Below are 18,112 nucleotides of genomic sequence, written 5' to 3'. Positions count from 1 at the left end.
AGAGAATGCGGGACATTCTAATCCCGGTGGCCTGCTTTGTCTTGGCAAGGCTGAAGGTAAGATGTAGAACCTCCGGGACGTTTTGCCGCAGCAGCGGTCAAGATGCTTCAGGAAAGTATTCATAAAGCAGGAGTCATTCGATGGCCCGTATCAGTGTTGAGCGTACCCACGGCCTGGGCAAAGAGGCGGCCCGTGAGAAGGCCGACAAGTTGGCGCAGAAACTGTCCGATCAATACGGCCTGGAGCCGCAGTGGTCCGGCGACACCTTGAACCTCAAGCGTTCGGGTGTGAAAGGCGCGGTGCATGTCTCCGAGGATTCAATTCGCGTCGATGTGGAACTGGGTCTGATGATGTCGGCCATGAGCGGCATGATCAAAGCGGAAATCGAAAAGGCCCTCGATAAAGCGTTGGTCTGATTTCCGGGTCGAACCACATCCCCTGTGGGAGCCAGCCTGCTGGCGATGGCGGTGCATCAGTCAACATCGATGTTGATGGATAAATCGCTATCGCCAGCAGGCTGGCTCCCACATTTGTTTTAAGGTGCGCCCTGGCTTTTTATGTCAGTTGTTAGGGTGCTGTTTCTAATTTTTCTCCCTACTTTGTGCCTGAGCCCGACACTTTCGCGGGCAGTTCCTCAAACCTTCTGCGCGTGAGGTGCACCATGGCCAAAGTTATTTTGAAGAAAAAAATCGACGCATCGACCACTGCTCTGGGCGACGTCAAATCCTATGCCCGCAAGATCTGGCTGGCAGGCCTGGGTGCCTACGCCAAGGTCGGGCAAGAGGGCAGCGAGTACTTTCAAGAGTTGATCAAAGCGGGTCAAACTGTTGAAAGCAAAGGCAAAAAAGTAGTTGCAGAAAAACTTGAAGCGGCTAACGCCGAGATCGATGAAGCCAAGAGTGAAGTCAGCACTTTCAAAGGCAAGGTCGAAGTTCAACTCGACAAGGTCGAAAAGGCTTTTGACTCGCGTGTCGCAAGTGCCTTGAATCGTATCGGCATTCCGTCTAAACATGACGTTGAGACACTCTCTGCCAAGCTCGATGAGCTGACGGCATTGCTCGAACGCGTCGCGCGTAAATCTTAAGGAGAACGGGATGGCTGGTAAAAAGAACGTCGATAAAGAAGGCAGCTCGTGGATCGGGAAGGTCGAAGACTACTCCCGCAAAATCTGGCTGGCTGGTTTAGGCGTGTACTCGAAGATCGACACTGACGGCAGCAAACTCTTCGATACATTGGTTAAAGACGGCGAGAAAGCCGAGAAGCTCACCAAGAGCGCTGTGGGCAAAAAAGTCGATGCCGCCAAGGACTCCGCTTCGTCGGCCAAGTCGCGCATCACTGGCGTGAAAGATCGTGCGCTGGGCAAGTGGGATGAACTGGAGGGGGCTTTTGACAAGCGCCTGAACAGCGCCATTTCGCGCCTGGGTGTACCGAGCCGCAACGAAGTCAAAGCGCTGCACAGCAAGGTCGATACCCTGACCAAGCAAATCGAGAAACTCACCGGTGCCAAGGTTGCGCCTGTTGCGGCGAAAACCGCGGCAGCCAAACCGGCCGCCGCTAAACCAGCAGCCAAGCCACTGGCAAAAGCGGCTGCTAAACCGGTTGCCAAGACCGCAGCGAAAGTCGCGTCCGCGGCCAAGTCGGTTGCCAAGCCTGCAGCCGCCAAACCGGTCGCCGCCAAGGCAGCCGCAAAACCTGCCGCTAAACCGGCGGCCAAACCAGCAGCGAAAACCGCAGCGGCCAAACCGGCAGCCAAGCCAGCGGCAAAACCTGCCGCAGCGAAAAAACCAGCGGTGAAAAAACCGGCAGCGCCGAAAGCCGCCGCGCCAAAACCAGCAGTGGCTGCCGCCAAGCCGGCAACCCCGTCGGCTCCGGTCAGCACCACAAACTCTGCTGCCGCACCGACCCCTGCGGTCACCCCGACTGTCGCGGCGGCTCCATCGACGCCAACCAGTCAGTCCTGATTCAAGGACTCAAAAAAACGCCCGGCCTGCAAAGGTCGGGCGTTTTTGTTTGTGCACATTTCCCCTTGTAGGAGTGAGCCTGCTCGCGATGAGGCCATTACATTCAATATCTGCATTGGCTGACACACCGCCATCGCGAGCAGGCTCACTCCCACAGGATTACTCGTGGTCTTCGAGGTATTGCATCGCCATCTGTTCGGTCGCCATTTTTACCGGCGGCAACAAGTGCGGTGCCACCAGCATCATGATCTGGTAAACCACCAACCGCACTTCACCTTCACGGTCCAGAATCCGCTGATAATCCAGCGAGAACAGCAACGTCATGGTGATCTGCTCCACCAGTTGCCCCAACGCCTGTGTGTCGCTGACCAATTGCCCCTGAGCCTTCAGCTGGGCCAGCAACGAAGCCAGTGTGCGCTTCAGCGCATTGAGCAGGTTACGGATGCCCTTGGCCAGTTTCGGCAGGCGGCCGGCCAGGTTCGACAAGTCCTGGAACAGAAACCGATAGTGAGCCAGGCGCTCGACGATCAGGTGCAGGAACAGCCAGTAATCCTCCGGTGCCAGCTCCACGTCGGAAGGCGGATCAAGCAACGGCGCGAGCTCGCTCTGAAAGCGCTCGAACAGGCCGAGAATCAGCGGTTCCTTGCCGTGGAAGTGGTAGTAGAGGTTGCCCGGGCTGATGCCCATTTCGTTGGCAACTTCCATGGTGGAGACGTTCGGTTCGCCCTTCTGATTGAACAACTGCAGGGCACATTCGAGGATCCGGTCGCGGGTTTTCATCCAGTCTTCTTAGGGGTCGAGTCATGCCACGGCCGACAGCGGCCGTGGTGGGTGGAAAGTCAGCGCACGCGCACGTAGGTCCCGGGTGCCGCCTCCTGCGGCGGGTAGTTCTGGTTGCCGAGCGTCATCAGGGTTTCCTTTTGCGCACCCGAGCGTTCCTGAATCCAGCTCAACCATTGCGTCCACCAGCTGCCATCGACCTGCTTTCCGTCGTAAAACCAGGCCCGGGGATCGCTGCTCAGTTTCGCGCCTTCGATGTAGTTGGCTTTCGGGTTGTTCGGTGGATTGAGGATGCTCTGCACATGGCCGCTGTTGGAGAGGACGAAGCGGCGCTCGCCCCCCAGCAGCAACGTCGAGCGGTACACCGCATCCCAGGGCGTGATGTGGTCGTTGATACCGGCCACGCTGAAGCTGTCGACCGTGACCTTCTGCAAATCGATGGGCGTGCCACACACCTCAAGTCCACCGGGATGGCTCAGCGGGTTGTGTTTGAAGAAGTCCAGCAGGTCGCCGTGGAACGCTGCCGGCAGACGCGTGTTGTCGTTGTTCCAGTAGAGGATGTCGAACGCTGGCGGCTCTTTGCCCAGCAGGTAGTTGTTGACGAAGTAGCTCCAGATCAAATCGTTGGGGCGCATCCACGCGAAGACCTTGGCCATGTCGCGACCGTCGAGTACACCTTTCTGATAGGAACGTCGCTTGGCCGCTTCCAGGGTTTGTTCGTCGGCGAAGAGCGTTGCTGGCGAGTCCAGCTGACTGTCGAGCAGGCTCACCAGGTAGGTCGCGCTGGATACCCGGCGCAGTTGCCGCTTGGCCTGTAAATGACCTTGCAGCGCGGCGATGGTCAGCCCGCCCGCGCAGGCGCCCATCAAGTTGACTTCACGCGCGCCAGTGATCGCCCGGCACACATTCATCGCTTCTTCCACGGCTTCAACGTAGGTTGAGAGTCCCCATTCGCGATGGCGCACATCGGGGTTGCGCCAACTGATCATGAAGGTTTGCAGGCCGTTTTTCAGGGCGAACTGGACGAAGCTGTTGTGCGGGCTCAGGTCGAAAATGTAGTACTTGTTGATCTGTGGCGGCACCACCAGCAGCGGTTTGGAGTACTGCTTTTCGCTCATGGATTTGTATTGGATCAACTCCAGCAGCTCATTGCGAAACACCACGGCACCGGTGGTGGTGGCCACTGTTTTACCGACCTCGAAAGCTTGTTTGGTCACTTGTCGCGGCAGGCCGTCGTTGTGCAGGAAATCGTCAACCAGGTGGCTGACGCCGCGCACCAGGCTGTTGCCGCCGGAGTTGAAAATCTCCTTGATCGCCAACGGATTGAGCAGGCTGTTGGACGGCGAAACGGCGTCGTTGAGCAAGGCAAAGGCAAAGTGCGCCCGGGCACGATCGTCCGGGGTCATGTTGCTTTCGTCGATCCAGCTTTTGACCTGTTTCTGCCAGCTCAGGTAGGCCTGCAAACTGCGGCGATAAAACGGATTGAGGCTCCACGCCGGATCGGCAAAGCGAGTGTCCTGTGGATTGGTCGGGTGCAGGGTTTCGCCCAGCAACACACGGCCTAGTTGCCCGCCCAGTTTCAAGGCGTGCTTCGCGCTGTGCACCGGATTTCGCAAGCCGTGGGCGGCCACACTGCGCAGCGTCGAAAATATGTCCCGTCCCCGCAGGCCGGTAATCGCACTTTGCGCGTTGATGAACGCGGCGGGAGTGGGCAAAAAGTCCCTCGCTGGTTTTTCGCGCATGAATCAACACTCCTTCGTCTTCAGGCCAAATACAAAACACACTGAACCAGAACACCATAGACGCTGTATCGGGTTGTTGCGCGGCGCGGCGTCCTGCCGGGCGATGCAGGGCCGGTTAACCGCCCAACGGGGTCGGATGCGGGTGCATCACCGCGCGCTGTCGTTCTTCCTCAAGGAATTTCATGATGATCGGTGCCACCGCTTCGGCCCGGGTAATCAGGAACAGATGCCCGTCGTCGATGATGTGCAGCTGGGCATTGGGAATTCGCCAGGCCAGCATGCGCATGTTGATCAAAGGGATCAGCGGATCATCGTCACCGGCCAGAACCAGCGTCGGTTGATGAATCTTGTGCAGCCAGTGGATGCTCGTCCAGCCGAGGCCGGCGAACAATTGCCAGTAGTAACCAAGCTTGCCCGCCGAGCGCACTTTTGCTGCGTGGCTGGCAGCGAGGGTCGGGTCGCGACGGAACGAGCCGCCGTAGATCATGGGTGCAATGCGGATCACGTGCGATGGCTGGATGTAGCGCCGTGGGCTGGCCATCATCCACAGCACTTTCGGTTTGCCCGGCACCATCACCGCACCGGCCGCCGTCGCTGCCAGCACAAGCTTTTTGCAGCGCTCTGGGTAGTCATAGGCGAACTGCTGAGCGAGTGCGCCGCCCCACGACACGCCGATCACGTTGACTTGCCCGTAGTCGAGATAGTCGAGCATTCGTGCGGTGAGTTTCGCCAGCCCTGGAAAGCGATACGGCCGATTGGGCGTCGAAGAACCACCGACGCCGGGTACGTCAAACGCGATGACTTCCAGGTCCGGGTCCAATGCGGCGACGAACGGAAACACCAGCTCCAGGTTGGCGCCGATGCCGTTGAAAATCAGCAAGGGCGTCAAGTGAGGCTTGCCAGGGCGTACCGCCGTGCGGAGGGTCTGGCCATCCAGGTCTACGGTACGAAAAATAAACGGTTGCGGCATGCTTCAGGCCCTGTGGGTGAATTCATCCCGGTCCCCTGTAGGAGCGAGCTTGCTCGCGAAAAACGCCAAGGCAACGCGTTAAATCAGACAGTGCGCGTAATCGTTGACGCCCATCGCGAGCGAGCTCGCTCGCTCCTACAGGGAGCGGGTGTGTCAGTTACCGCTCATGTACATAAGTGCCCGGCGCAGCTTCGCCGGCGGTGTAGGTTTTGTTGCCCAGGCTGGTCGGGGATTTCTTCAGCTTGCCCGAACGCTCGGCTTGCCATGCCTGCCAGTGCAGCCACCAGGAATCGGTGTGCTTGGTGGAGTTTTCCTGCCAGTCCTCGGCGTTGACCGGCATCTCGGCGCTGGTCATGTAGCGCGATTTCGGGTTGCCCGGCGGGTTCAGAATGCTCTGGATATGCCCACTGCTGGACAGCACGAATTCGACCTTGCCGCCGAACAGTTGCGCCGACTTGTAGCAGGACTTCCAGGGGGTGATGTGGTCGTTGGTGCCTGCCAGGGAAAAGATGTCGGCCGTAACCTGTTTCAGGTCGATCGGCGTGCCGCACACTTCCAGTGCATTGGAGCGAATCAATGGATTGCTTTTGAACATCTCGATCAAGTCGCCGTGGAAGGCTGCCGGCAGTCGAGTCGTGTCGTTGTTCCAGAACAGGATGTCGAACACCGGGGGCTCGTTGCCCAACAGGTAGTTGTTGACCCAGTAGTTCCAGATCAGGTCGTTGGGGCGCATCCAGGCGAAGACTTTCGCCATGTCTCGGCCTTCCAGCACGCCGGCCTGATAGGAATGACGCTTGGCGGTCTCGAGGGTCTGTTCGTCGACGAACAAGGCCACGTCGCTGTCCAGTGTCGTGTCCAGCACGCTCACCAGCAGGGTCAGGGCGTTGACCTTCTTCTCGCCGATCGCGGCGTAGTGGCCCAGCAGCGCGGTGCAAGTGATGCCGCCTGAGCAGGCGCCGAGCATGTTGATGTCTTTGCTGCCGGTGATCGCGGTGACCACGTCGACCGCTTCCTTGAGCGCTTCGATGTAAGTCGACAGGCCCCACTCGCGCTGTTCCTTGGTCGGGTTGCGCCAGCTGACGATGAAGGTCTGGACGTGGTTGCGCAGGCAGAAGCGCGCCAGGCTCTTGTCCGGGCTCAGGTCGAAGACATAAAACTTGTTGATCTGTGGCGGCACCACCAGCAGCGGGCGCTCATGCACCTGTTCGGTGGTCGGGCGGTACTGGATCAGCTCCAGCACATCGTTGCGGAACACCACCGCGCCTTCGGTCACGCCCAGGCTCTTGCCGACTTCGAATGCGCCCATGTTGACCTGGCTCGGCATGCCGCCGTTGTGTACCAGATCCTTGGCCAGATGCGACAGGCCATCGAGCAGGCTTTTGCCGCCGGTTTCGAAGAAGCGCTTGACCGCTGCCGGGTTGGCGGCGGTGTTGGTCGGGGCCATGGCTTCGGTCATGAGGTTGATCACGAAGTGCCCGCGACTGACGTCTTTGGGTGGAAGATTGCTGTCATCGATCCAGTCGTGAAGCTCCTTGCGCCACGCCAGGTAAGTTTGCAAATAACGTTTGTAAAGCGGGTTCTGGCTCCATGCCGGATCGGCGAAGCGACGGTCATCGCTAGTAGGTTGCAACTCGGATTTGCCGAACAACACGTTCTTCAGTTCAAGGCCAAAATGGGCAACATGTTTGGCACTGTGAATCGGTTGTTTGATGGCCTGCCTGAGCACCATTCGAGCAGAAGCCAGTAGATCCTTTCCACGCAGCCCAACGACAGGATTCAGCCCCAAGGTGTTTTCCGAGGCTTGATACTTCAAGTCATCGTTATTCTTGTTACTCATCTACGACGCTCCATTGTCCTGAGACGAGTACCTGAGTCCAGCTGTGTAGTCACACAGCCAAAGCCAGGTACTACTACTCGGGTGACCGTTAATACTGCATCGCTGCTTTTTTATCGCAGAGAGCACTGCAGGGAACTTGCCAGTTCCATTGGTTACCCGAGTTTAATTTTTTTCGCAAGCGGGCCAATCAGCGGCCCTGAGGCGGAGCATTCAAACAGATGGAATTAGAAAATGCCTTCTAATGAGCGAGAGGCTTGACTTAGAGCATCAGCTTGACGACGGATTCGTTCGGGTCGCGGGTTTTTCCAGCCGCTTTCAGCTCGGCCAGATAATCCTCCCAGAGTGCGTCATAACGTCGCCCCAGTTCGTAGAGGTATTCCCAGGTGAACAGGCCGCTGTCGTGGCCGTCGTCGAAGGTCAATTTCAGTGCGTACTGACCGGCCGGTTCTACCTTGGTCAGTCCTACGTTGATCTTGCCAAATTGCAGGATAGGTTTGCCGTGGCCCTGGACCTCGGCGGAAGGAGAGTGCACGCGCAGGAACTCGGCGGGCAGGTGATATTCCTCGCCCGAAGCGTATTTCAGCGACAGGGTTTTCGAGGCTTTGTGCAGTTTGATGTCGGTGGGGAGTTGGGTCGTCATGGGGCCGGTCTTCCGTCTGTATGAAGGCCCTGTGTCGACGGGTGATCCTGTGGCGAGGGAGCTTGCTCCCGCTCGGCTGCGCAGCCGTCGTAAAGCCGGTGAATGTGGTTTGTCTGATAAACCGCATTCACCGATTTTGGGGCCGCTTCGCGACCCAGCGGGAGCAAGCTCCCTCGCCACGGGAGCCCGATCACACAGAATGTGACCTACAGGATATAACGGGACAGGTCTTCGTTCTGCGCCAATTCGCCGAGGTGGCTGTTGACGTAGTCGGCATCGATCAGGATCACCTTGCCGTCGTGAGCGCTGGCCAGATCACCGGCACTGAACGACACCTCTTCCAGTAAGCGCTCGAGCAGCGTGTGCAGGCGACGGGCACCGATGTTCTCGGTTTTCTCGTTCACCTGCCACGCGATCTCGGCGATGCGCTTGATGCCGTCCGGCTGGAACTCGATGGCCAAACCTTCGGTTTTCAACAGCGCGCAATATTGCTCGGTGAGCGATGCGTGCGGTTCGCTGAGAATGCGCTCGAAGTCGTCCGGCGTCAGCGCCTTGAGCTCGACGCGAATCGGCAGGCGACCTTGCAGCTCAGGCACCAGATCGCTCGGCTTGCTCAGGTGGAACGCACCGGAGGCAATGAACAGGATGTGGTCAGTCTTGACCATGCCCAGTTTGGTGTTGACGGTGCAGCCTTCGATCAGCGGCAGCAAGTCGCGCTGTACGCCTTCACGGGACACGTCGACGCCGCCGGAGTTACCGCGCTTGGCGACCTTGTCGATTTCGTCGATGAATACGATGCCGTGCTGCTCGACCGCTTCCAGGGCCTTGGCTTTCAATTCTTCATCGTTGACCAGGCGCCCGGCTTCTTCGTCGCGCACCAGTTTCAGCGCTTCCTTGACCTTGAGCTTGCGGCTCTTGCGTTTGCCCTTGCCCATGTTGGCGAACAGGCTCTGCAGCTGGTTGGTCATTTCTTCCATGCCCGGTGGCGCGGAGATATCGACGCCGGCCACTTCGGCGACTTCGATTTCAATCTCCTTGTCATCCAGCTGACCTTCGCGCAGGCGCTTGCGGAACAGCTGACGGGTGTTGGAATCGGACGTCGGTGCTTCGTCGTTGTTGAAGCCCATGCGTGCCGGTGGCAGCAAGGCGTCGAGGATGCGCTCTTCAGCGGCGTCTTCGGCACGGTGGCGAACCTTGGTCATTTCCTGTTCGCGCAGCAGCTTGATCGCCGCATCCGCCAGGTCACGAATGATCGATTCGACGTCACGGCCGACGTAGCCGACTTCGGTGAACTTGGTCGCTTCGACCTTGATGAACGGCGCATTGGCGAGTTTGGCCAGGCGACGGGCGATCTCGGTTTTACCGACACCGGTCGGGCCGATCATCAGGATGTTCTTGGGGGTTACTTCAACACGCAGCTCTTCAGGCAGCTGCATCCGGCGCCAGCGGTTACGCAACGCGATGGCGACGGCGCGCTTGGCATCGTCCTGGCCGATGATATGGCGATTGAGTTCGTGGACGATTTCACGGGGAGTCATGGACATAGTAATTGGCGGTCCTCAAGCAAAAGTGAGCCGTGGCGCTAAGGCCGAACCAGGCTTACTCGGCGAGGTCCTGCTCCTCAATGGTGAAGGTGTGGTTGGTGAATACGCAGATGTCGCCGGCAATGCCGAGCGCGGTTTCGACGATTTCGCGGGCCGACAGATCGGTCTTCTTCAGCAGTGCGCTGGCAGCGGCCTGTGCGTAACCGCCACCGGAACCCATGGCGATCAGGCCTTCTTCGGGTTCAACCACGTCACCGTTGCCGGTGATGATCAGGGACGCGTCTTTGTTGGCGACCGCGAGCATGGCTTCGAGGCGGCTGAGGGAGCGGTCGGTGCGCCATTCTTTGGCGAGTTCGACGGCGGCGCGAACCAGGTGCCCCTGGTGCTTTTCCAGCTGGCCTTCAAAGCGTTCGAACAGGGTAAAGGCGTCAGCGGTGGCCCCGGCAAAACCGGCGATCACCTGGCCGTGGTACAGGCGACGAACTTTCTTCGCGTTGCCTTTCATCACGGTGTTGCCTAGTGAAACCTGGCCGTCGCCGCCCATGACGACTTTGCCGTGGCGGCGAACTGAAACGATGGTGGTCAAGGGAGAGTCTCCACGCAGCGGGGCGAAAATGCCTTCTGCCCATTCATATGGGGGTGGTGGAGAGGATTTCAACTGCGGGACAGGAGAGGGGACGAGCGGTGCGGCCGTACGGCGCAATCTCCTGTGGCGAGGGAGCTTGCTCCCGCTCGGCGGCGAAGCCGTCGTAAACCCGGCGAACGCGGTTTGTCTGATCCACCGCGTTTGCGGGCTTTGGGGCCGCTTCGCGACCCAGCGGGAGTAAGCTCCCTCGCCACAGGCGTTCGTTGTTTTGAGCCGGAATCAGCGGTTCTGACGTTGTTGTAACAACAGGTTGCTGAACCCGGCCCCGGCCAGTTGTTTCTGTGCCGTGGTCAATTGTTCGCGGTTGCTGAACGGTCCGACCAGCACCCGGTACCAGGTTTCGTCCTTGACCGTGCCAGACTCGACCGCCACCGCCTGACCCAGCAGGATGATCTGCGCACGCACCTTGTCCGCATCAGCCTCTTTGCGGAACGAACCCGCCTGAAGGAAGAACTTGGTGACAGGTGCGGCCTTGGCGACGGGCGGTGCCGGTGGGGGCGTAACGCCGGCCAGGGCGGCCTGAGCGCGTGCAGTGTCGATTTTCGCCGCTTCCGCAGGGGTGACCGGCGTGGTCGGAACTGCCGGCGTCGGCAGGGTTTTCTCCGGTACGGCATCCGGCGGCACGATCACTTCCGATTCCGGCAGCAAGGTGTAGAAGTCGTACTTCGGCTTCACCGGTTGCGTCGGGCTCGGCGGGGTCTTGTTGGCCTCGGCGATCTTGGTGGCTTTCTGCTGCTCGATCTTTTCGCGCTTGACACTCTCGCTGCCCTTGCCCGGTTCAAGCTTCATCAGAAACACGATGAACGCGCCGACCGTCAGGCCGATGGCCATCCACAACCAGCCCGGGATCGGTTGCTTTGCAGGAGCTTGGTAACGGCTGGCGCCACGCTTGGGTGCAGGTTTTTTCTTGGCAGCCAACTTACATACGCTCCAGAGTTTCCAGACCCAAGAGTTCCAGGCCTTGCTTGAGGGTGCGACCGGTCAGCGCGGCAAGGCGCAGGCGGCTTTGCATTTGCGCCGGGGTTTCAGCGCTGAGGATCGGGCAGTTCTCGTAGAAGCTGGAGAACAGGCCGGCCACATCGTACAGGTAGGTGCAGAGGATGTGCGGCGTCCCTTTGTCGGAAACGTTGTTCAGCACTTCGCCGAACTGAGCCAGCTTGGCCGCCAGCTCATGTTCGTGTGGCGCTTCGAGGACGATCTGGCCTTCGACTTCGCTGAAGTCCTTGCCGAGCTTGCGGAACACACCAGCCACGCGGGTGTATGCGTACAGCAGGTACGGCGCGGTGTTGCCTTCGAAGTTCAGCATCAGGTCGAAGTTGAAGCTGTAGTCACTGGTGCGATGCTTGGACAGGTCGGCGTATTTCACCGCGCCGATGCCCACGACCTTGGCGATGTTGCGCAACTCGGCCTCGGCCAGCTCCGGGTTCTTGTCCTTCACCAGGGTGTAGGCGCGTTCCTGGGCTTCGGTCAGCAGGTCGATCAGCTTCACGGTGCCGCCATCACGGGTCTTGAACGGACGGCCGTCAGCGCCGTTCATGGTGCCGAAGCCCATGTGTTCCATTTCCATCGGGTGCGTCACAAAGCCGGCCTTGCGGGCGACTGCGAAGACTTGCTGGAAGTGCAGGGCCTGGCGCTGGTCGACGAAATAAAGCGCGCGATCAGCTTTCAGTTTGCCGCTGCGATAACGCACGGCCGCCAGGTCGGTGGTGGCGTAGAGGTAACCGCCGTCAGCCTTGACGATGATCACCGGCAGCGGATCGCCATCGGCGTTCTTGAACTCGTCGAGGAACACGCACTGGGCGCCGTTACTTTCGACCAGCATTCCGGCGGCCTTGAGGTCGTTGACCACATTGATCAGGTCGTCGTTATAGGCGCTTTCGCCCATCACGTCGGCCATGGTCAGTTTGACGTTCAGCAGCTCGTAGATTTTCTGGCAGTGGGACAGCGAGATGTCCTTGAACTTGGTCCACAGCGCCAGGCAGTCCGGGTCGCCGGCTTGCAGCTTGACCACCAGGCCACGGGCGCGGTCGGCGAACTCTTCGGATTCATCGAAGCGCCCTTTGGCCGCGCGGTAGAAGTTTTCCAGGTCCGACAGCTCGTCGCTGGTGATCGGGTTTTCCTGGAGGTAAGCCATCAGCATGCCGAATTGGGTGCCCCAGTCGCCCACGTGGTTCTGACGGATCACTTCGTCGCCAAGGAATTCGAGTACGCGGGCCACACCGTCGCCAATGATGGTCGAGCGCAAGTGGCCGACGTGCATCTCTTTGGCGAGGTTCGGTGCCGACAGGTCGACCACCGTGCGCTGCGCCGGGCCGGCCTTGCGCACGCCGATTTTTTCGTCGGCCAGGGCCGCGTCCAGGCGCGAGGCCAGGGCCTGGGTGTTCTGGAAGAAGTTCAGGAAGCCCGGGCCGGCGATTTCGGTCTTGGTGACGTTCTCGTCAGCCGGCAGCGCGGCGATGATTTTCTCGGCCAGATCGCGCGGCTTCATGCCGGCCGGCTTGGCCAGCATCATGGCGATGTTGCTGGCGAAGTCGCCGTGCGTCTTGTCACGGGAGTTTTCCACCTGGATCGCCGGCGTCAGGCCTTCAGGCAACACACCTTCGTTGACGAGTTGGGTGATGGCTTGTTGGATCAGCTGGCGAATGGTGTCTTTCATGGTGTTCTCTTTCGACCGCAAGCGCGGCGGCGCTTGATGCGCTAGTGGAAAAACTGGGCATTATCCGTTGCGAAAGCGGGCTTGCCAACTATAGCGGGCAGGTTATGGATATGTGGTGACAAATCGGGCCTCATCGCGAGCAGGCTCGCTCCCACATTGGTCAGTTGAGCGCCACAGATCCCCTGTGGGAGCGAGCCTGCTCGCGATAGCAATCTCGAATTCAATACAAATCCACGGGATCGACGTCCAGCGACCAGCGCACCGCCCGTCCACTCGGCATCTGCTCCAGCACCAGCAACCAGCTGGCCAGCAACCGGTGCAACGGTGCCCGGGCCGTCGCCTGCAACAACAACTGCGCCCGATAACGCCCGGCCCGACGTTCCATCGGTGCCGGCACCGGCCCGAGCAGCTCAATCCCGCTCGAATTCTGCTCGGCCAGTAAACGCTCGGCCTCGCTGCATGCTTCATCGAGAAAGCCTTCGGCTTGCCCCGGTTTGTGCGCTTCGGCCCGCAACAGCGCCAGGTGCGCAAACGGCGGCAACCCCGCACTGCGGCGCTCGCTCAGCGCCTGCTCGGCGAAGGCGAAGTAACCCTGTTCCGTCAGTTGCACCAGCAGCGGATGGTCGGCCAGGTGCGTCTGGATAATCACCCGGCCAGGCTCCTCGGCCCGGCCCGCGCGACCGGCCACCTGGACGATCAACTGTGCCATGCGCTCGCTGGCGCGGAAGTCGCCGGAGAACAGTCCGCCGTCGGCATCGAGAATCGACACCAGCGTCACCCGTGGAAAGTGATGCCCTTTGGCAAGCATCTGCGTGCCCACCAGAATGCACGGCTGGCCTTTCTGAATGGTGGCGAACAGTTGATTCATCGCGTCTTTGCGCGACGTGCTGTCCCGGTCGACCCGCAGCACCGGGAAGTCCGGGAACAGAATCGCCAGGCGTTCTTCGGCCCGTTCAGTGCCGGCGCCCACCGGCCTTAGATCGACCTTGCGGCATTTCGGGCAGTGCCGGGGCACGCGTTCGACGTAGCCACAATGGTGGCAGCGCAGTTCGCCAGAGCGTTGATGCACCGTCATCCGCGCATCGCAGCGCTGGCACTCGGACATCCAGCCGCAGTCGTGGCAGAGCAAGGTCGGCGCGAAGCCGCGCCGGTTGAGGAACACCAGCACTTGCTGGCCGGCTGCCAGGGTCTGGCCGATGGCTTGTTGCATCGGCCCGGAAATACCGCTGTCCAGCGGACGGCTTTTTACATCCAGACGCAGGAATCGTGGCTGCTTGGCGCCACCCGCACGCTCATTCAGGCGTAGGAGACCGTAACGACCGGTGTAGGCGTTATGCAGGCTTTCCAGCGAAGGCGTGGCGGAGCCGAGCACGATCGGAATGTTTTCCTGCCGGGCGCGGACGAGTGCCAGATCGCGGGCGTGATAACGCAAACCTTCCTGCTGCTTATAAGAGCCGTCGTGCTCTTCGTCGATGATGATCAGGCCGGGATTCTTCATGGGCGTGAACAGCGCCGACCGGGTGCCGATAATGATGTCGGCGTCGCCGTCGCGGGCGGCGAGCCACGCTTCCAGGCGTTCGCGATCATTGACCGCCGAGTGAATCAGCGCGATGCGCGCATTGAAACGCTGCTCGAAGCGCGCCAGGGTTTGCGGGCCGAGGTTGATCTCCGGGATCAGCACCAAGGCTTGCTTGCCGGCTTCCAGGGTTTCGCGGATCAGTTGCAAATAGACTTCGGTCTTGCCGCTGCCGGTGACGCCAGCCAGCAGGAACGCGTGATAACTGTCGAACCCGGCGCGGATCGCTTCATAGGCTGCACGCTGTTCGGGATTAAGCGGCAGTTCCGGTTGTGCCAGCCAGTGTTCGTGCCGGGCGCCGGGCGCGTGTTTGCGGATTTCGACCTGCACGAGGTCCTTGGCCAGCAGCAAGTCCAGGCTGTCCTTGCTCAGCATCAACTTGCTCAGCAACTGATGGGCGACACCGTGGGGATGCTGGGCCAGCGTTGCCAGAGCTTCACGCTGGCGCGGGGCACGGGCGATGCGCGGGTCATCAAGGCTGGCGCCGGGCGCGGCGGACCAAAAGCGCTCCTGGCGCGCTTCGGCCAGTTCGCCCTGGCGCAGCAACACTGGCAGCGCCCAGCTCAACGTGTCGCCGAGGCTGTGCTGGTAATACTGGGAAGTCCACAGGCACAGCTTGAACAGCGCTGGCGGCAGCGGTGGCGTTGCGTCGAGCAAGGCCAGGGCAGGTTTGAGTTTCTCGACCGGCACTTCGCTGTGGTCGGTTACTTCCACCAGAATCCCAATCATCTCCCGCCGCCCGAACGGCACCCGCAAGCGCATGCCGGGCTGCAACTGGGCGCGCAGGATTCCCGCAGGTGCACGGTAATCGAACAGGCGGCGCAGGGGCGAAGGCAGGGCGAGGCGCAAAATGGCGTCGGGCACGCGGGGGATTCTCGATCAGCAGGCAATAAATGCAGGAGCTGGCCACATCACCTGTGGGAGCTTTGGGTCGGGAGCCTAGCAGACGGTCGGTCTCAGTGACAGCTTGCGTGATTGGCAATGTCTGGTAGAATCCGCGGCCTAATTACGTGCGGTATTCAACAATAGTGTTGAGTGGCGGCACGCTAGACCGAGGAATTACCATGAAAGCCGATATCCATCCAACATACGAAATCACCGCAGTTACCTGCAGCTGTGGCAACAAGTTCGAAACTCGTTCGAACCTGGCCAAGCCTCTGGCGATCGACGTATGCAACGAGTGCCACCCGTTCTACACCGGTAAGCAGAAGACTCTGGATACTGGCGGCCGTGTACAGCGCTTCGCAGACCGTTTCGGCGCTTTCGGCAAGAAAGCTCCTGCTGCTGCAGAGTAAGGCTGGCAAGCCCGATGGGCTTATCCATGCTGATGAAAAAGGCGTCCCTATGGGGCGCCTTTTTTGTGTCTGCGATTTGGCTGGGCGGCGCCCAGGCCTACTGCCCGGCACCCAATGGCCTGGCGACGGTCGCGGTGCAGCGCGTGGTGGATGGCGACACATTGCGCCTGGCCGACGGCCGCAGTGTGCGCATGATCGGTTTGAACACGCCTGAGCTGGGTAAGCAGGGGCGTTCCGACGAGCCCTTTGCGGTGGTGGCGCGAAAGCGCCTGGAAGCGTTGGTGGCGTCGAGCGGCGGGCGGGTCGGTTTGCTGCCGGGTAAAGAGAGCAAGGATAAATACGGCCGCACGCTGGCTCATGTCTACGGCGCCGACGGGGCCAATCTCGAAGCGCAGATGCTCGCCGAAGGCCTCGGTTTTCAGGTGGCGGTCGCGCCCAACGTCGCTTTGGTCAGTTGTCAGCAAGTTGCCGAGCGTCATGCCCGTCGTGCCGGGCTCGGGGTTTGGCGCCAGTCGCCTGTACTGAAAGCGGAGCAGATCCGCACGTCCGGTTTTGCCGTGGTGAGCGGGCGTGTGAGCAAGGTGCAGCGAAATCGCGGCGGTATCTGGATCGAGTTGCAGGATTCGGTTGTATTGCGGGTTGCACCCAATTTGCTCGGGCCGTTCGACGCGTCGACGCTGGAAAAGCTCAAGGGCAAGCAGGTCGAGGCTCGCGGCTGGGTGGTGGATCGTTCCCGTCGCGGCGGTTTGAAATCCGGACAGGCGCGCTGGCTACTGCCGTTGACCGATCCGTCGATGCTGCAACCGGCGCCGTAAGAAAAAATTGTAGACATTTTTTATGTCGATTGTGAACAGTCTATCCCTTGTGTTCCGTGGCTCTTGGGCCAAAGTCGTAGGGTAGGGCGCTTGACAGGGGTGACCGGTCAGTCTTGTGGGGATTTTGCGAGGCGCGTATCCTCGCTGACCAGTCTGTCCAACAGTAAAAAGCGGAATGCCCCCATGTCTGATCTGAAAACTGCCGCTCTCGAATATCACGCCCATCCTCGTCCAGGTAAGCTGAGTGTCGAGCTCACCAAGGCCACCGCTACCGCCCGCGACCTGTCGCTGGCCTACAGCCCCGGCGTAGCCGAACCAGTACGCGAAATCGCCCGCGATCCTGAATTGGCCTACAAATACACCGGCAAAGGCAACCTGGTTGCAGTCATTTCCGATGGCACCGCGATTCTTGGTCTGGGTAACCTCGGCCCATTGGCTTCCAAGCCTGTGATGGAAGGTAAGGGCGTGCTGTTCAAGCGCTTCGCCGGCATCGACGTTTTCGACATCGAAGTCGACTCCGAAAGCCCGCAAGCCTTCATCGACACCGTAAAACGCATCTCCATCACCTTCGGTGGCATCAACCTGGAAGACATCAAGGCCCCAGAGTGCTTTGAGATCGAGCGCGCGCTGATTGAACAGTGCGACATCCCGGTTTTCCACGATGACCAGCACGGCACCGCAATCGTTACTGCGGCCGGCATGATCAACGCCCTGGAAATCGCTGGCAAAACCCTGGCCGACGCCAAGATCGTTTGCCTGGGCGCCGGTGCGGCCGCCATCTCCTGCATGAAATTGCTGGTGAGCATGGGTGCCAACATCGAAAACATCTTCATGGTTGACCGTACCGGTGTGATCCACTCCGGCCGTGACGACCTGAACCAGTACAAGGCTGTCTTCGCTCACGCGACCGACAAGCGCACCCTGGCTGACGCCCTGGCTGGTGCTGACGTGTTCGTTGGCCTGTCCGGCCCGAACCTGCTGAGCCCTGAAGGCCTGAAGTCCATGGCGGCGAACCCGATCGTGTTCGCATGCTCGAACCCGGATCCGGAAATCTCCCCGGAACTGGCGCACGCCACTCGTGACGACGTGATCATGGCGACCGGCCGTTCGGATTACCCGAACCAGGTCAACAACGTACTGGGCTTCCCGTTCATCTTCCGTGGTGCCCTGGACGTTCGCGCCAAGCGCATCAACGAAGAAATGAAAGTGGCTGCTGCCAACGCCCTGCGAGAACTGGCCAAGCTGCCAGTACCTCAGGAAGTGTGCGACGCCTACGGCGGCATCAAGCTGGAATTCGGTCGTGAGTACATCATTCCGAAGCCAATGGATGCCCGTCTGATCACCGTGATCTCCGATGCCGTGGCGAAAGCGGCCATCGAGACTGGCGTGGCGACCCTGCCGTATCCGAAGAACTACCCGCTGAAAAGCGTGGATGACGTGTTCAACGGCTAAGCCGTTGTAGCGCTTCAACAGAAGGCCCCGGTTCTTATGAGTCGGGGCTTTTTTTCGCCTGTGGTTTTGTGGTGGTTGTGCGGCCCCTTCGTGGGCAGGCCTCGCTCCTACAAGATAGGCGGTGATGCATATTTCTTGGGTGCGCCATAAGCCCTGTAGGAGCGAGGCTTGCCCGCGAAGAGGCCGGCACAGGTTCAC

Annotated in this window: 16 protein-coding genes; 6 read left to right on the top strand and 10 right to left on the bottom strand. The window is 60.2% G+C overall.

Annotated elements, in window-relative coordinates:
• The first annotated feature begins 140 nt into the window (after positions 1-140).
• From EJA72_RS08390 to EJA72_RS08380, 3 genes are all read left to right on the top strand, one after another.
• Positions 141-416 carry a polyhydroxyalkanoic acid system family protein gene (locus tag EJA72_RS08390; protein WP_157711025.1) on the top strand — a complete coding sequence of 92 codons (276 nt, stop codon included), beginning with the start codon at positions 141-143 and terminating at the stop codon, positions 414-416.
• Positions 417-661: 245 nt separating this feature from the next.
• Positions 662-1,084, top strand: a complete 423-nt coding sequence (locus EJA72_RS08385; RefSeq protein ID WP_157711024.1) for a phasin family protein — start codon at positions 662-664, stop codon at positions 1,082-1,084.
• A 10-nt stretch (positions 1,085-1,094) separates the two neighbouring features.
• Positions 1,095-1,961 (top strand): phasin family protein, encoded by an 867-nt coding sequence (locus EJA72_RS08380; protein ID WP_157711023.1) that lies wholly within the window; start codon positions 1,095-1,097, stop codon positions 1,959-1,961.
• Positions 1,962-2,120: 159 nt separating this feature from the next.
• On the opposite strand, the gene EJA72_RS08375 is transcribed toward EJA72_RS08380, so the two are convergent.
• The 10 genes from EJA72_RS08375 to EJA72_RS08330 form a co-directional block, all read right to left on the bottom strand.
• Positions 2,121-2,741: a TetR/AcrR family transcriptional regulator gene (locus EJA72_RS08375; protein ID WP_157711022.1), complete on the bottom strand. Its 621-nt coding sequence runs from the start codon at positions 2,739-2,741 to the stop codon at positions 2,121-2,123.
• Positions 2,742-2,800: 59 nt separating this feature from the next.
• The gene (phaC, locus tag EJA72_RS08370; RefSeq protein ID WP_157711021.1) at positions 2,801-4,483 is read right to left on the bottom strand and encodes a class II poly(R)-hydroxyalkanoic acid synthase; all 1,683 of its coding nucleotides are present in this window, start codon (positions 4,481-4,483) and stop codon (positions 2,801-2,803) included.
• Positions 4,484-4,598: 115 nt separating this feature from the next.
• The gene (gene phaZ, locus EJA72_RS08365) at positions 4,599-5,453 is read right to left on the bottom strand and encodes a poly(3-hydroxyalkanoate) depolymerase (RefSeq protein WP_123511108.1); all 855 of its coding nucleotides are present in this window, start codon (positions 5,451-5,453) and stop codon (positions 4,599-4,601) included.
• 157 nt (positions 5,454-5,610) lie between these two features.
• Positions 5,611-7,290: a class II poly(R)-hydroxyalkanoic acid synthase gene (phaC, locus tag EJA72_RS08360; protein ID WP_157711020.1), complete on the bottom strand. Its 1,680-nt coding sequence runs from the start codon at positions 7,288-7,290 to the stop codon at positions 5,611-5,613.
• A 259-nt stretch (positions 7,291-7,549) separates the two neighbouring features.
• Positions 7,550-7,930, bottom strand: a complete 381-nt coding sequence (locus tag EJA72_RS08355; RefSeq protein ID WP_157711019.1) for a gamma-butyrobetaine hydroxylase-like domain-containing protein — start codon at positions 7,928-7,930, stop codon at positions 7,550-7,552.
• A 206-nt stretch (positions 7,931-8,136) separates the two neighbouring features.
• The gene (gene hslU, locus EJA72_RS08350; protein ID WP_157711018.1) at positions 8,137-9,474 is read right to left on the bottom strand and encodes an ATP-dependent protease ATPase subunit HslU; all 1,338 of its coding nucleotides are present in this window, start codon (positions 9,472-9,474) and stop codon (positions 8,137-8,139) included.
• A 55-nt stretch (positions 9,475-9,529) separates the two neighbouring features.
• Positions 9,530-10,060, bottom strand: a complete 531-nt coding sequence (gene hslV / locus EJA72_RS08345; protein ID WP_007899242.1) for an ATP-dependent protease subunit HslV — start codon at positions 10,058-10,060, stop codon at positions 9,530-9,532.
• Between the two features lie 279 nt (positions 10,061-10,339).
• A complete protein-coding gene (locus EJA72_RS08340; protein WP_157711017.1) occupies positions 10,340-11,038 on the bottom strand; it encodes an SPOR domain-containing protein in 699 nt (232 codons plus the stop codon).
• A gap of 1 nt (position 11,039) precedes the next feature.
• Positions 11,040-12,776: an arginine--tRNA ligase gene (gene argS / locus EJA72_RS08335; protein WP_157711016.1), complete on the bottom strand. Its 1,737-nt coding sequence runs from the start codon at positions 12,774-12,776 to the stop codon at positions 11,040-11,042.
• A gap of 220 nt (positions 12,777-12,996) precedes the next feature.
• Positions 12,997-15,216: a primosomal protein N' gene (locus tag EJA72_RS08330; RefSeq protein WP_178129186.1), complete on the bottom strand. Its 2,220-nt coding sequence runs from the start codon at positions 15,214-15,216 to the stop codon at positions 12,997-12,999.
• A 200-nt stretch (positions 15,217-15,416) separates the two neighbouring features.
• Between EJA72_RS08330 and rpmE the strand changes: the two genes are divergently transcribed.
• From rpmE to EJA72_RS08315, 3 genes are all read left to right on the top strand, one after another.
• Positions 15,417-15,647 carry a 50S ribosomal protein L31 gene (gene rpmE, locus EJA72_RS08325; protein WP_007899231.1) on the top strand — a complete coding sequence of 77 codons (231 nt, stop codon included), beginning with the start codon at positions 15,417-15,419 and terminating at the stop codon, positions 15,645-15,647.
• 26 nt (positions 15,648-15,673) lie between these two features.
• A complete protein-coding gene (locus tag EJA72_RS08320) occupies positions 15,674-16,462 on the top strand; it encodes a thermonuclease family protein (protein WP_157711015.1) in 789 nt (262 codons plus the stop codon).
• 183 nt (positions 16,463-16,645) lie between these two features.
• A complete protein-coding gene (locus EJA72_RS08315; protein ID WP_157711014.1) occupies positions 16,646-17,914 on the top strand; it encodes a malic enzyme-like NAD(P)-binding protein in 1,269 nt (422 codons plus the stop codon).
• Positions 17,915-18,112 lie beyond the last annotated feature (198 nt).

The organism is Pseudomonas sp. PB120, assembly GCF_009761815.1.
Classification (GTDB): Bacteria; Pseudomonadota; Gammaproteobacteria; order Pseudomonadales; family Pseudomonadaceae; genus Aquipseudomonas.
This window is presented reverse-complemented; position numbering and strand designations above follow the sequence as displayed.

Excerpts from the sequence above, each read along its gene's own strand:
- hslU (WP_157711018.1), bottom strand. The coding sequence starts at position 9,474 with ATGTCCATGACTCCCCGTGAAATCGTCCACGAACTCAATCGCCATATC.
- EJA72_RS08355 (WP_157711019.1), bottom strand. The coding sequence starts at position 7,930 with ATGACGACCCAACTCCCCACCGACATCAAACTGCACAAAGCCTCGAAA.
- argS (WP_157711016.1), bottom strand. The coding sequence starts at position 12,776 with ATGAAAGACACCATTCGCCAGCTGATCCAACAAGCCATCACCCAACTC.
- EJA72_RS08315 (WP_157711014.1), top strand. The coding sequence starts at position 16,646 with ATGTCTGATCTGAAAACTGCCGCTCTCGAATATCACGCCCATCCTCGT.
- EJA72_RS08375 (WP_157711022.1), bottom strand. The coding sequence starts at position 2,741 with ATGAAAACCCGCGACCGGATCCTCGAATGTGCCCTGCAGTTGTTCAAT.
- phaZ (WP_123511108.1), bottom strand. The coding sequence starts at position 5,453 with ATGCCGCAACCGTTTATTTTTCGTACCGTAGACCTGGATGGCCAGACC.
- EJA72_RS08385 (WP_157711024.1), top strand. The coding sequence starts at position 662 with ATGGCCAAAGTTATTTTGAAGAAAAAAATCGACGCATCGACCACTGCT.
- EJA72_RS08320 (WP_157711015.1), top strand. The coding sequence starts at position 15,674 with ATGCTGATGAAAAAGGCGTCCCTATGGGGCGCCTTTTTTGTGTCTGCG.
- phaC (WP_157711020.1), bottom strand. The coding sequence starts at position 7,290 with ATGAGTAACAAGAATAACGATGACTTGAAGTATCAAGCCTCGGAAAAC.
- phaC (WP_157711021.1), bottom strand. The coding sequence starts at position 4,483 with ATGCGCGAAAAACCAGCGAGGGACTTTTTGCCCACTCCCGCCGCGTTC.
- EJA72_RS08380 (WP_157711023.1), top strand. The coding sequence starts at position 1,095 with ATGGCTGGTAAAAAGAACGTCGATAAAGAAGGCAGCTCGTGGATCGGG.
- EJA72_RS08390 (WP_157711025.1), top strand. The coding sequence starts at position 141 with ATGGCCCGTATCAGTGTTGAGCGTACCCACGGCCTGGGCAAAGAGGCG.
- rpmE (WP_007899231.1), top strand. The coding sequence starts at position 15,417 with ATGAAAGCCGATATCCATCCAACATACGAAATCACCGCAGTTACCTGC.